This window comes from Priestia flexa NBRC 15715, assembly GCF_001591565.1.
GTDB lineage: Bacteria > Bacillota > Bacilli > Bacillales > Bacillaceae_H > Priestia > Priestia flexa.
This window is the reverse complement of the sequence record NZ_BCVD01000023.1, coordinates 24,764-39,456: the sequence shown is the minus strand read 5'-3', so window position 1 is coordinate 39,456 and position 14,693 is coordinate 24,764. Positions and strand designations below refer to the sequence as shown.

The following is a 14,693-nucleotide window of genomic DNA, read 5'->3' as shown; positions in this document are numbered from 1 at the left end:
ATATAAATTATATTTCCAAAGGTTAAACCCTTAACTAAAATCCAAGGAGGAACATTACCATAACGAGTACGGTAATGTTTCATTGGATGCTGATCTTTAATACATATAGCTTTTAAATTTTCTAATAATACATCTCTTTGCATCCGACCATTCCTAGTTCGTTGTCCTAGTCTAAAGTTAGATGGACGAAGATAATCTTGTTGCTTATCTCCGTATTTGTCTGAAAGAATATAAGCAATGTTAGTTTGAAGTGTGCTTTCAATGTTCTCTAAAGCTGATAAAATCGAATTTCTTACTTCTACATCAAAGCGATAAAGGTTAATGATTTCATTAAAATTAACATTTTCTTTAAAACAATCATCTTCTGTAAGGCTTGTTTTTACTTTAAGGAAAATATCTTTATAACCATTAATGATAGAATAATAGCCATGCTTAGTTAATAGAAATTTGGCTCCTTCAATGTCATCAATAACTAACTTTCTACCTATTAAAATTTTAATCTGCTCGTCTAAAGTTCTAAAGGGCCTCTCCATGAAATCACCTATATTCGTTTTTTCTTTCAATTATACTACGGTATAATTTCATGATCAATAGTTATAATCTGATAACCAAAAGAAAAAAACCTCCTAATTCAAAATTAGAAGGTTTTCCCCTAGCTATAACTAGCCCAATTCATATATTATCATCATTATATCATGACTTTCCTTAATTGCAAGAGGGGAGATTTCTTTTTTATTCATATAATAATCTTAGATTTTAACACCGCCTGTAGTTTGGACTTTGTGTTAGGTCCATACACACCATCTACTTGTCCAGGTAAATGCATATTGTAGTGAATTTCCTTTCCCATTGTCATAAGAGGTAACAATAGAACAACAACTTCACTAATAAATATACTTAACGAAAAGATAATAAATTCTGTGAAATTCCATATTTTCTTATACTCCAACTTACTGTTTAATTTTTTCGAATTTTAAATACAATAATTAATAGAACAATCAAAACAATAATTACTAAAAAAAAATTGTTATAAATAAAATCTGCCATAGCTAATCACCTGCTTTTATTTTATAAAACTAGATGTTACAGATCCATTTGGCTTAATATTAACTGTCCAACGCGTATCATGGGTATTAGATGTTGGAGTATTAGCTGAAGTCATTGTGGCAGTTCCAACAGCTTGTGCTGGATTTCCTTTTGGCTTCGGAATTGTCGTTTTTTTGTTTGTATACTTACCATTAGTTATAGATATGTTATAATAGTTCCATTTTTTAATGGTTGCTGAAGTTTGATATCTATCTAGTCCTACGGTCCATTGCCCCTTAAGAGTTGCTTGGCTAATTGTATTTAACATTCGCTTATCTGTATAACCAATATTTACTTCCCTATAAAGAGAACTGAAAGTAGTGAATTGATTTGAATCTGGTTCGACATCTTCTACAGTTAATGTTCTCTCAACCACTATACCATCTTCAGTAACATATGTTGAGGTTGGATTTTCTATGCTAACAGGTTCCATATTTTCTTCAATTTCGCTTTCTACCTCTTCACTAAATAAAATTTCTAAATCACCTTCATCTGTAGAAACTTCGCTCGCATTAGCAGAAATACTTGATACAGCAAAGATAGCACCAAAAACTGACAAAAACATTAACATTTTAAAACGTTTCATAAAATCCCCTTTTCTATATTAGATTATAATGTTAATACAAGTAAACAATACAATATATTAGTTTATTTTACAATATTTATAGAAATAAATTCCTATTATTATATTTTTTCTACTATAACCAAATGTTCAACATCTTTTAAAATTAAATAAAGAGCATAAAAATATATTGTTAAAACAAAATAGATAATTAAAACTTTTTTATTGACCGTTTGATTTTAAAACAGCTTGTAATTTACTTTTCGTCCTCGGCCCATAAATTCCATCTATTTGTCCAAGTACATAAACGCTTTGAAAACGTCTTACTGCATCTTCTGTGTCATTACCATAGATGCCATCAACACCATTATTTTTTGCATTTTTATTTGGATAGAAGTGAACTGCAGCTAAAGCTGCTTGTAATTGACGTACAGATTCTCCCCGTGCGCACTTTTTAAGTACTCCTGAAGGTAATGGGTATCGATAAGTAGATTGTGGCTGTTTAAGAGTTCCTGGTTTCGGTGTGTAACAATACTGCGCTTGTCCGAGCTTAATTGTTTGACCAACTTTTAATTTAATTGGCGCTACACCAGGATTAGCAACAATTAAATCATCGACTGTAATTCCTGCCGGTCCATCTTTTTCAGCAATTGACCAAAATGTATCTCCTTCTTGAATTGTATATAAATCTGGTGGCGATGAAGGCTTTTGAGTTGCTCCAGGTGCAATTGTTTCTAAAATATCTTTAAATGCTTTGTTATAGTCATATACACAACATGCTTTCCAACTGTAACCTGGCATTTCATTGTGAGACTTATCATATTTACCGATGCCGTCTTTAATTAAGGTATTTCGCAAATCAGTAATAGATGCAATTGTTTCTTGGCTTAGTTTATCTGTACGGTAGTCTCCAATTACACAAATACCAAGACCAATTGTGTTGCTGTTCCCCACATGATAGCTTCGTTTGCTGATGTCCACACAATAATAAATAGCAGCTTTTCCATTGATGATTGTTTTTGGATCAATAATTAGGTGATATGCAATTTCTGGCCAGCCGTTTGTTCCAACGTGGAAGTTAGCAAAGGCAACAATGTTTGAGCCACCTGCAGATAACTTTGTTAAAGAATGGTGCCACACACGAGTTGTAATGGATTTAACCCCTTTCGCACGTTTATTGTAAGAACCTTTGCTTGGTAGTTTTCCTCGCTTATCAACCAATTGTGGTAACTGTTGAAATTTATAAGTCATTCTCTTTCTCCTCCTTGTTTTTAGGTATATAAAAAGCCACTGCAGAGACAGTGACTTATTGACCTTCTATTTGTTCACGAATATCTTTAATCTCATCTTGCATACCTGTCACACTTTGTTCAATACGTTGCAACGTATCTGTGGTACGCTCCACATGACTCATTAAACGATCTTCACGCTCTTTTGATTCCTTTGTAACCTTAAATAATAACCAAATAAATAATGCTGCAAATGGCCCATTTTGAAGAAGTGTATTCCAAACTTGCTCTTCAAACATAATTACCCCACCCTTTTATAAAAATAAAGAGAGGCAATAGCCCCTCTTTTTATTTGTTATCTATTAAACTACTGTTGTTTGTTTAATACGCATAATCCGCACAATTTGAGAAGCTTGTAACACAGCTTCACCAATAGCCACCATTCCACCACCAGCGCTATTAATGCTTTGTAAGACGTCTAGAGGGTTATAATTTTCTACATACACTTTGATAACCGTATTATCGTTTAACGTAATCTCAACATTCGCCTCTGGATTCTCTACTTTTGTCATAACGCGAACAACTGAATAACGTTGTGCAATAACGTCACCAATAATGACCATTGAATACTCTTGATTGTTTAATGTTTCGGCTAAAATTTGTGCGTTATACTCCTCGATAATCGTTTCAAAGTTTAATCCGTTAATCATTTTCACTTGTACTTCCATTGTTGCATTCCACCTTGATTAGGTCTTATGCAGTTTAACGTCATCAGCATAGTTATAGACGCATTCAAACACATTTATTTAGCGCTTGGATTGGCCATGTTGTTTTGTATTGTTACGATTATTTGTTTGCTGCTTTTTTAACTGATCTTTGAATTTATTTGTTTCTTTCACTTGATTCTGGTGACGCTCTTCTGCAGCTTTTACTTCTTGATCTAGTTGGATAACAGTTCCTTCTAGCTGTCGAGAGTACGCTTTGTACTTCATTAACTCTGTATTCAAGCGAAACTGTTCTTCTTGGTATTGCTGAATGATTAAATCAGAATTAACTTGTACCGCTTGTGTTTGATTTGTTTGGTTTTGTTCCATGATTAAATTCCACCTTTTTTCGTTTATGGGTATAAAAAAGAGCCCCTACAAGGGACTCCTTTATGCTGCAGAAACAGCTTTTTTTAATGCGTCAATTTCTTGGATTAAGACACCTAACACATCGTGTATATCGTTTTTCTCTTTTTCTAATCGTTCAATTTCCTCTTGCTGTTCTTGGTTTTGTTTCCACACAAGAGCCAGTGTTGTATACAAATCAATGTTGTTTTCAAACTTCATAAGAGCAGGTGTCATTTCCGTGATGAACCCTATTTTCTTATCAAAGTAATTACCACCAACGACATCAGAAATAGTGTGGTATTCATGTACGTCCACATCTTTTAACAAAGAGGTTGCTTTGAAATCTACTTCTCGAATATTCGTCTTTGAAAGAGACGTTGAACGTGTACCCACTGTTTGCACAATAATTGGTCGGTAATCTGGACTACTACTATCAATGTTAAAACTTGTATTTCTAAGTACGTGCACACTACCCGAACCACTCGGACGCAAATAAATATGCTGTGTAGAGCCTGTGTTTTCAGTAGCTGCTGTGACAGCTATATAGCCTGTTGTAGACTCTAAATTACCATTCACAATGCTGACATACTTTCCAATCGCTCGGAACTCATTCGCAGCAAAATCAGCATAATCCGTATTGGCTGCATTACGAGCATATACAGCCGTTCGGTCTTTTAAAAAGACAAGCTGCGCTCTGGCCCCTTGAACAGCAGGGTTAGAATCAGAGTCTTGTGTTTTCTGAATACGAATAAATGGATCTGACCCCTGCCAGAAGATATGCTGGCCTGAGTTGTTAATCGAGTAATAATGTCCAGCTGATTGTTTTAGACGGAATGAACCGTCATATAAATCAATACCAGCACCACCACTGCCAATATTAATAACACTCCCACTCAAGGTATCAAAGGTAGACGCTCGGATGATAACACTTCGTAGTTCTCCAGCTGTTACAACCCCTAAGTTAGCAGAAATTGAAGAAAGATTATTAACGTTTAATTTTTCGGCTGAGATTGTACCGTTAACCACCATTTTTCCAGTGTGTTTGCGAATGATTTTTATATTTTGAATCATATAGCCTGTATCTCCACCACTGGAGGGTTGGTCAATTTGAAAGTATGGTTTCCCTTGAAATGTCGTGGAATCCGTTACTTTATGATGCCATGCCACAGAAGTCCATTGCTGATAAGGAGCAGGTGTTTCCCATGAATTCATTCGCCATGGACTGGAAGTATTACTCCCATCGGGTTTTCCTTCCCAAAAACCAGCTTGCAAGCTTCTACTACCTTTATATCGATACACATCTGCTGTAATTAAAAACTCATCACCAGCTATCATGTGTATAGGTATATCATGAGCAATGTGGTCACGACTACTAAGAGGAATGGAATAATAGTTATGTGTATCATTCATAATAGCTGGCAAACCAAAACTGCCGATTTTAGGATCTAAGTTCTGATTAGGCCACAAATTCGTAAAATCTCCAACAGCAATTTGACGTACAGTAATTGTATTAGTTTCAATCTTTCCACCATTTATCGTGGTTTTACCACTTACTCGCCAATCGTTCACTGTACTAACAGCTGAACTGGCATAATTCTTAGCATTTGCTTCTGCATTACTAGCTTTTGTGGATGCATCACTTGCAGCTGCAGCAATTGCACTATTTCTAGCAGCATCCGCTTTCGTTTGCGCTCCGCTTGTGGTTTCTTTCGCATCCCAGATACTTGCTTTTGAGTCAAGCGTAGACTTAGCTGTTGTTCCAGCAGTAATTTTACTTTGGACATCACTATTAAACGTGCTGAACGTCACTAATCCGGTTAAATTTAAATTTTGAGCAATTAAATCTAAAGCCGAAGATGTCTGAACTAATTTAGAGGCAATGGTATTGCCATTAAAATCAGTTGTAGAAACCTTTTGAGCGATTAAACCAGCTTGTTGTGTGATAGTTGATTCTGCTGTCGATACCCTTGCACTTACGCTATTGATTTGTGCATCTATATCTTCTGGAGCTGGTGTCCAGTCTGTCGGTCTACTTCCTTTTTCTATCTTAGCCTCTTTATATTGAACAGTATTTGATGGGTTTGACCCAGAACTATGCCTAATTGAGTATTGAATATAAGAAATATCGTCTCGATTAGGTATTGTTAGGGTTACTATTGAATAACCCTCTGAGCCAGCTGCAATAACATTGCCTCGATATTGATTGTATGTTCCATTTGTATATCTTATATGAATCATAATGGATGCTTCATATTTACCTGGTTTTAAATAGATTCTCCCCGTTATTACGTCACCTTTTGACCAGTGTAGTAGCTGATCAGTAAAGTAATAGTCCCATCCACCAAAGGTTGCTGTTTTAAATTCATTTGAAGTCCCTTTGACAATGTTACGACCACCAATAGAAAGACTCTCAAATTCGGTTTTCGTTACTCTCGAAGCAATTTCATTGGCTTGTTGAGTAATTAAACTCTCTGCACTTGTAAGCCTTGTATTTACTGTGTTGATTTTTCCGTCTGTGTAACTTTTGGCATTTGCTTCGGCTGTACTAGCTTTTGTATTCGCATGATTTTTGGCGTTTGTTTCTGCCGTGTTTGCCTTTGTTTGAGCGCTACTGTCAGCATACGATTTCGTATTTGTAATTTCTTGTGTGAATGTAGATGATGTTACACGTTGAGCAATAGCTGCAGCTTGCTGGCTAATCGTGCTCTCTGCTGTATCCAGGCGACCACTTACAGTATCTAATTCACTCTTTTTTGCAAGACTCTTAATCTCAGTAGCTGTTTGGCTGATAGTTGTTTCTGCTGTCGAGATACGTCCATCTAAGCCATTAATCTTTTCGTCAACATCTTCTGGAGCTTCTGTCCAGCTAGTGTTTTTATTTCCATATTCCGCTTTAATTTCTCGGTAAAATACTGTTCCATTTTTAAATAAAGACAATCTTACTCTACCGTAAACAACAGAGCTATTTTGGACTTTATGAACATATACAACCCTAACCCATTCATTGTTAGGCAATGAAGTAATATTCATATCAGTTAGCGAAACATCTTTATATTCAACACGGTTTCTATTAATATCTAATAACTCGAATATAAAAGGCTTCTTTTCATCATATTGATTAAAGTCATTAACCTTTATATCCATTGATACTGTAATAGTATCACCCTTCTTCGCAAGGAAAGTGTTTGCATAAGCTGACTTTATAGAGATTGTTGAAAGTCCCGAAGCAGTAACTTTTGCTATCTTACTTAAAGGCTTATCTGCCTCAGCGCTCACAATAGAAAACCCGCCACTTACACCTGTCCAATTATCCCAACCTTTGTTAAAAGTCGAGTTTAAGACCAGGTTACGTACACCAATCGAAAGAGCATTAAATTGATCTTGTGTCACTCTTGAAGCAATTTCATTAGCGTGTACGGTTAATTGAGCTTGGTGACTAGAAACTTGATTTGACAATGTGTTAAAGTCGGTTTGTTTCGCTCGTAACGCAATTTGTTCATATGCTAAGTCGATTTCCGTCTGAAGATTTGTAATGGACTGCAAAGCGTTTGAAACGTTCTGATTGGTTGTAGTTAAAGCTGTCTTTTCTGCTTTTAGGTTGATATTGCTTTCTGCCTGTGTAATACGTGTACCATAGCTCTCAACTGTTCCTTTTAGGTTGTTAAATGTTTCTTTTTCTACCATGAGCTCAATTTTTCCATCTTGCAACACGATAGCTTGTTCAGCTGATGTTACACGTTGGGACACAGTATCTAAAGCCTGTTGCTTTGCACGTAACCCAATCTCTTTTTCATTAACTGTTAACCGGTTTTCACTACTGTCTAAACGCTGCACAATACCCGTTTTGTCTGTTTCATAAGTGGTCTTTAATACACGGCTATTCAATGCGTTGTCAACTTCTGTTTTGGTATAAACGGTTCCTGCATTTACTTTTGAAGAAAGTTGACCGTTCACATACTCTAAACCAGCTTTTCCATTTAGTGAACTCATAATCTCTTGGACTGTTGAAGAGTAATTTTCATTTGGTACCTTATTGGCTAGATCCGCAATGATTTCTTGAACCTTTTGCTCGTATTCTTCTTTTAGGACTGCACCCATTTCATCTGCATTTGTTGGACCAAGTGCACGCCATTCTGTGCCATTCCACATGTACATGGGTTGTAATGGATCACTTGTATCCACCCATAAGTCTCCGTATAGAGGATTAACAGGTTCAGTCGGTTGCCTTTTAATCACACGTTCTCGGTTAAATACGTCTTGTTGAACCTGTTCAATGGTTTCTCCAATTTCAACCACTTTACCATCCGTGTACTCTTTTGCTTCATCACGACTGTTATCTGCTTTCTCTTGAGCACCTTGAGGCGTTTCAGCACCGACCTCACTGGCTTCTGTTGGCGTGACTTTGCGCCATTGCACCCCATCCCATGTATGCAACACATGAACTGGTCGTGAGGTATCCACCCAGAGAACGTTGTAAGCCCCCTGTGGAGGCGTTGGTTGTTTGATAATACGTATACGCATATTCTTCTTAAAATCATCAAATTCGGCTAATACGTCACGCTCAGTGTATTCGATGAATTCACCAAGAACATGCTCTTTTTCAGATGGATCTAGTAAATCACGTTCAACAGATATCGTACGTGCTTCCATATACAAAGGGGGCTTATAGTGAAGGTCTTTAATACGGACCGTATCACCAAAGCGAAATTGCTCATGTTCATAACCAGGAATAGACTCTAAATCACCTTGTGAAATCTCATATTCTACAACACTATTAATGCGTTTTTTTAAAGCAGTTTCACCGAGCGATTTGAGCCGTTCAACCGTCATATCTTGGTCAGAAGACTCCGGCTCATAAATGTCCCATAGATGCTGGTTATTACGCCCCCAGCGTTGCCGTGCTTCTTCATCTTCGACAGTCGTCGTTATACGCGTACCGTCTTCTTTTTCTGGCCCAAGACATAAAAGTGCTGTGACAATCTCATCTGACTTTTCTTTTCGAACTAGCCCTAGTAGGTCTTTACCGAAGACAATTTCTTTCCCTTTAAAACGCCCAACACGAGTCACTAAATCAACAACACGACGAACAATGCGGTTGCCACTAATTTCAACACGAAACACAAGCTCTAAACCAAACTCTGAGGCAAGTTGTTGTAAAGCTAGATAAGGATTAATGTGCTTATCAAAGACAACCTTCCGCACACCAGCATGCTCAATAACCCCGGGCTCCCATTCTGTGCCGGCTAATACATACGAGGTAGCTGTCGCTGCTGTTTGGCCCGTTAAGGTAATAGGTGCAATGGCTTTGGCTTTCTTTAAATCTAAATAAGAGGCGGTTGCTGTAACTTCTAGTACATCACCGTCTTTTTCTGCAGCATCAATAATAAACTCTCGATATTGGCCGTCCTCATCCTCAATGACAGCTCTGTTGCGCTGCAGGATAAAAGCTGCCTTTTCATCAATAGCTGGCCAGGAAAAGGTGAGAACTTCTTCTAAATTACTGTTTCTTGTGTGTGTAGCTGCTTCTAAGCCATAACTTAAAAAGGCAACGATATGATCTGATTGGCTGTTTAACACATGAATCATCTAAATCGCTCCCTCCACATGGCTTTTGTTGGTAGTGCTGGACTTGTCACAATGACATTATCACCGCGTTCAAGGTGGAAAAACTCACCGCCAAACGCTTTTAAATCCATACGTGACTCGCCATTAATTAAAATGTTTTCACTTTGATGATCAAAGGTTACAACATCACCAGCACGCACAACATACGGAATTTGATTTTCCGTTAACGAATTCATTTTATAGACTCGAACATCATCCGCACGCAAAGAAGGCACCTTTCGGGTGCCGTATTGTGCAATATAAATGCCAATTTGGGTTGGTTGTCGTAAAAACTGGTTTTCACGATCATGAAACAATTCAAATGCACGAGCTGTGTGTTGACCTGTCTCTTTATTAATTTTAGCTACATAGCCTGTCCATCGTTCTCCTACTTTTTCAATTCGAAGCATACCGTAGAAGTTCCAAAAAGTGCTCTCTTGTTCACCATGTGTACTAATGACATCTTTAAAGCCAATGTCACCGCCACCTAGTCGAACATTCGCATAAATGCGCTTCCCTGCGGAATCAACATCTTTTATAGTGACTGAACAAACAGGAAGGTTGTTGTTATCTAAGAGATACACTTCAACCTTCCCAAACTTGTCCTCTCCTGTATTTAATAGCTCAAGTATTGCCTCTAATCGAAAGTCCGTTAAGGTTTGGCCTAATGTCTTTTTATAAAAAGGCCCATGCCAGCCCTCTGACATAGTTCCGAAGTTTTCAGCGATAAATCGATAACCGTCTGATTTCATGTCACCCGTAGCTCGTCCATCGATATTAACTGACCCTTCTGTTTTGGCCCAACCAAGTGCTGTGGTTAACTTATCATTTAAAATCAGTTCTTCACGAGCTGCAGCATACTCTTCAAGATTCACAATCCGACCAATACGATTAATTTGATCACCATTTGAAATATCAATATGTGTATAGTCATTGTCAACTTGTATCTCAAAGATAGGCTTTACTTTGACTGTCCCTTTATTTAAAGGTGTAACAAGTGACATACCTTCAGAAATGATGGAATGCTGATATTTAGAAACACTTGAGTATTTATAAGGATCTGGACAAATAAAATTCAGCGTTCCCATCCCTAGCTTTACGATTTCCTCAAAATCAATACTTTGGTCAACGTAAGCGTAATAAATACGGTCTGGTTCATCGTCAAAAATCAAAGGACATGGCTCATCCGTCACAAGCCATGCGGCTAAGTCCTCTTTGATTTTTTGCAAGTCTGCTAAATCTACTCCTTTAATGACAATAGGAACAGCTAGTGGTCTAGGTTCGACATCGGTGCTTTTAGGAAGTGCACCTGGTCGATTCGGAACTGTTAATAAATTTCGTTTCAGAGGCGCCCAAGCCGGACGCTCCCTTCCTTTCAATACCTTTAGATAGGGTTTACGTTCACCATTAAACATCATTCCTATACAAATCACCCCTTAAATCGTCTCTTGATGTCTTTGTGTTCATCCTGGAGTTTTGTTACGTCTTTAAAAATGGCTTTGGCTACTTCTTTATTATTTAATAGAACTGAGATAATTGGATCTTTCATTGCGATAGCTTTTAGAATCTCACTTTGTTCTTCCAAAACAGCTAAAATCTTTTGAATGAACGGATGGTCTGTTAATTGCTGATAGTTGCTTGTTTGAGCGTTATTTGATGGTGCAGAAGATTGTTGCTCAAGCTTTTTCCCAACTAACGCAAGTAACTTCATGGCATCTGTTTTTTGACTTTGGTTTGTCGATTGCACAAAGTCTTGAATGTTCGACCATACTTTTGTACCTGCAGGTAAGTTATTAAAAACAGTTGGTACATCGGGACTAAGGCCTAAACGTCCATCTGGAAGCAAGAATGGTTCATACTCCCACCCATCGCCCAACATTGCACTTCCACCAACATGAAAATTTGTGCCGTTTTTGTATTTGCGTTTTCCCCTAGGTCCCCAGCCTCGTTTTCCATAAGGAAGGTCCGTTCTCCAACGTGTATTATTGAAAAATGCTAAGAGTTGGTCATATCCGCTATAGATATTCCCATGTCCTTTCATCTTGTAAGCATTAAAGGTTTGTGGAATGTACTGCAGTAATCCACGAGCTGGGTTTCCGTTGGCTGTGTTAATATCCCATACAGCCGATGATTGAACAATCTTCTCGTTACCACCGGACTCCCTGTGAATCTGAGCAATAATACCTTGTACCTCTTTTTCGGATACAGATTCATTCATTCGTGCTGCAGCTGCTAAAATAGCCGGTCGCCATGCTTTTGCTCCCTTACCACTAGGACTGGCTCCGCCACCAAATGGATTTAAGTCTTTCATTTTCTTCTTGATATAATCCACAAAGTCACTTTTAACCTTCTTCACTGATCCGCCAATGACATCATTAAATGCTCCACCGATGTTTGGTAACTTTGGAATAAACTTTGCGAATACCTGTTTCATCAATTCTTTTGGATTATCAAGGTATGACCATACATCAAGCGCTACATCTTTCACCTTTTGAGCACCAGCTTGAGCCGTATCAACGGCTTTGTCTTTCAATTTACCAGCACCAGCTGAAAGTTGTTGTCCCTTCTTCTTAAACCACTTTCCAACTGTACCTCCAGAATATTGAGGTATCGTACCTTCATCCATCAACTGTTTTGTTTGTGGTCCAGAAAAGACGTGTGTACCTTTAGGTAAGTTCATTAAGGTATCTCGGTCTGGAGACAGCCCCATATAGCCACTAGGTGTCACAAATAATTCTTTCATTTTCCCATCACCTAGTACCGCAAGTCCTCCGGGGTGCCCATTTGTCCCTTTGGCATATTGCGGAATCGGCCAAAGAGGAAGCTCCTTCACATTAATTTTCTTTAAAACCCAGTTCACACCACCAATGGCTCCATTGACGCCTTCGCCAAGCGTTTCGGCCATTTTGTTTTTCAGTGAAGTAATGCCACTGACGACTTTTCCAGCCATCGACTTGATTCCATCACCAATTTTTCCAGGAAGAGCTTTTGCTCCATCAACAATATCCGTAAATACTTTGGATACTGATGTTTTCATATTGGTCATGATAGTACCGACACTGGATTTCATACTATTAAATCCATTAACAGCGAAGTTTTTCACGTTCGATACGCCTGTTGAAAAAATCGTTTTTACGTTTGTCCATAAGCCCGAAAAGACATTTTTAAAGCTGGATGCAAACACTTTTCCAAAAGAAAGGATTTTCCCAAACATGTTTAGTTGAATGAAGTTCCAAATAAATTGAATGGCTCCAGAGAAAATCTGTTTCAGTCCTTCCCACATTTTTCGGAAATCGCCAGTGAAAAGACCCGAAAAAACTTTGACTAGGCCCATCAAGACATTTAGTGAACCGGAAATAACTCCTTGGATATTCCCCCAAACAGATTTGATGATTCCAAGTATAAATGGCATGATAAACTGGATGACAGAAGAAATCCCTTGAAAGATTTTTGACGCCATCATTCCTACATTCGAGAGTGCTTGAATAATTGTCGAAGAGTTGTCCTGCCAAAATTGCTTAATCACCGAAAACTGTTCAAGAAAAAACTGTTTTACCGACTCAATAGCTGGCGCTAGAAAACTTAGCACATTTTGGCCAAACTCTTGTAATTTGGATCCTAGTGATGTAACACCATTCCTAAAGGTCTCTGAGTTTTTATAGAGTCCGATAAATCCGGTGGCAAGTAGCGTGATTATTCCAATTGTGAGACCTACTGGTCCTGTTAAGGCGGTAAAACCTAACCGTAACCATTTTAAGAGACCACCAGCTTTTGAGATATTACTTATGACAGGAGCCATCCCCGATACAATGTTGCTCAGCATCATCGTAAACATGCCACCAAATGTGATAACAGGCCCCATAACAGCAGCTATTCCTGCAAATGCAAGAATGGTATTTTGCGTGCTACTATCTAAGCTGTTAAATTTATCGACAACACCTGTAATGCCTTGTGTGATTTCTGTCGCAATTGGAGTGAGCGTCGTCCCTAGCTCAGCAATGGACTGCTGGAACTGCATAGAAGCTTGTCGTGACTCCACCAATCCTTCGTTGTTTTTTCGGAACTCTTCATTCAAACCACCAAGCCCTGTATCAGCTAGCGTTTTTAACACATACTGCTCTTCTGTTCCGTTTTTAATGGCATCCGTTAAACCAGCGTTAAACGTATCAAGGTTAATGCCAGAACGCTCAAGCAACTCCGCAAAAGGCCCAATTGCTGCACCGGTTGCTAATGTTTCTTGTAACCCATCAGCTAATCCCTCAAATTTAAGTGTTTCAGAGAATTTAATGGAAGCACCAGATAATAAATCAACAGCTTGTGAAAGGCCTTGTTCACTAAACGGTGTCGCCATTAAGTTCGAAAGACCTTCTACATTCGCATTCACATCTGGTGCAATGGCATTGATTTTCTCTAACTCTTTCCGCATGACATCCACATTAAACCCTGAACTAAAGGCATTCGCATCTAATTTAGCCAAATCCCCACGCAGTTCTTCTGTTCCTTTCGTAACAGCTGCAAACGCACCAAGTACAGGAGCAGTAATGCTCATACTCATAGATTGACCAATGTCTGTTAAACTTCTACCAAATCCGTTCAGCTTTTCTCCTGCTTTTTCTGTTTCTTGACCGAACTTAGCCCAATTGCTTGTTGCCAGTCGCTGTTCTTCTTTTAAGTCAAATAAGCCTGCTTCGGCACGGGTAACAGAGCGTTGTAAGTTGTTTAAAGAGGCAGCTTGGTTGTTATAGGTTCGTGCTGCAGCTTCGGCTTGTTTAGAACCCTCTCCATGCTCTTGAACCATCTTTTCATATTCAACTTTCGCCTGTTGGACAACACGTTTATGCACTTCTAGTTTTTTATTAAGACCTTGGACACGCGTTTCATATTTTTCAATCGACTTATCACCACGATCAAACGCGGAAAGGTTGGCCTTCATTTCGCTATCTACGGTTTTTAGTTTGTCTTTTAAACCAGTTAATCCTCGCTCAAGTTGTAAGGTGTCTAAATTCAGTCCTATCGCAAGACCTTCAACTCTTTCCATTGTTCACCCTCCCTTCATAAAGCCAATAAAAAAAGACTCTCTAAACATAGAAAGTCTTCATG

9 protein-coding genes are annotated in these 14,693 nt (G+C 38.3%); all 9 read right to left on the bottom strand.

What is annotated here, in order from left to right:
- Nucleotides 1-563, bottom strand: a 563-nt coding sequence (locus BFL01S_RS06130; protein WP_169799842.1) for an Abi family protein, incomplete at its 3' end; no start/stop codon positions are given.
- A 500-nt stretch (nt 564-1,063) separates the two neighbouring features.
- Nucleotides 1,064-1,672, bottom strand: a complete 609-nt coding sequence (locus BFL01S_RS06125; RefSeq protein WP_061785172.1) for a hypothetical protein — start codon at nt 1,670-1,672, stop codon at nt 1,064-1,066.
- Between the two features lie 198 nt (nt 1,673-1,870).
- Nucleotides 1,871-2,899 (bottom strand): peptidoglycan-binding protein, encoded by a 1,029-nt coding sequence (locus BFL01S_RS20985; RefSeq protein ID WP_061785171.1) that lies wholly within the window; start codon nt 2,897-2,899, stop codon nt 1,871-1,873.
- A gap of 55 nt (nt 2,900-2,954) precedes the next feature.
- The gene (locus BFL01S_RS06115) at nt 2,955-3,176 is read right to left on the bottom strand and encodes a BhlA/UviB family holin-like peptide (protein WP_025906981.1); all 222 of its coding nucleotides are present in this window, start codon (nt 3,174-3,176) and stop codon (nt 2,955-2,957) included.
- Between the two features lie 63 nt (nt 3,177-3,239).
- Nucleotides 3,240-3,605, bottom strand: coding sequence for a hypothetical protein (locus tag BFL01S_RS06110; protein ID WP_061785170.1), 366 nt, complete (start codon nt 3,603-3,605; stop codon nt 3,240-3,242).
- Between the two features lie 78 nt (nt 3,606-3,683).
- Nucleotides 3,684-3,971 (bottom strand): hypothetical protein, encoded by a 288-nt coding sequence (locus BFL01S_RS06105; RefSeq protein WP_061785169.1) that lies wholly within the window; start codon nt 3,969-3,971, stop codon nt 3,684-3,686.
- Between the two features lie 60 nt (nt 3,972-4,031).
- Complete coding sequence (locus BFL01S_RS06100) at nt 4,032-9,575, bottom strand: phage tail spike protein (protein WP_061785168.1); 5,544 nt, start codon at nt 9,573-9,575, stop codon at nt 4,032-4,034.
- The gene (locus tag BFL01S_RS06095; RefSeq protein ID WP_061785167.1) at nt 9,572-11,011 is read right to left on the bottom strand and encodes a distal tail protein Dit; all 1,440 of its coding nucleotides are present in this window, start codon (nt 11,009-11,011) and stop codon (nt 9,572-9,574) included. Before BFL01S_RS06095 ends, BFL01S_RS06100 begins: the two co-directional genes overlap by 4 nt.
- A gap of 11 nt (nt 11,012-11,022) precedes the next feature.
- The gene (locus BFL01S_RS06090) at nt 11,023-14,631 is read right to left on the bottom strand and encodes a hypothetical protein (RefSeq protein ID WP_061785166.1); all 3,609 of its coding nucleotides are present in this window, start codon (nt 14,629-14,631) and stop codon (nt 11,023-11,025) included.
- Nucleotides 14,632-14,693 lie beyond the last annotated feature (62 nt).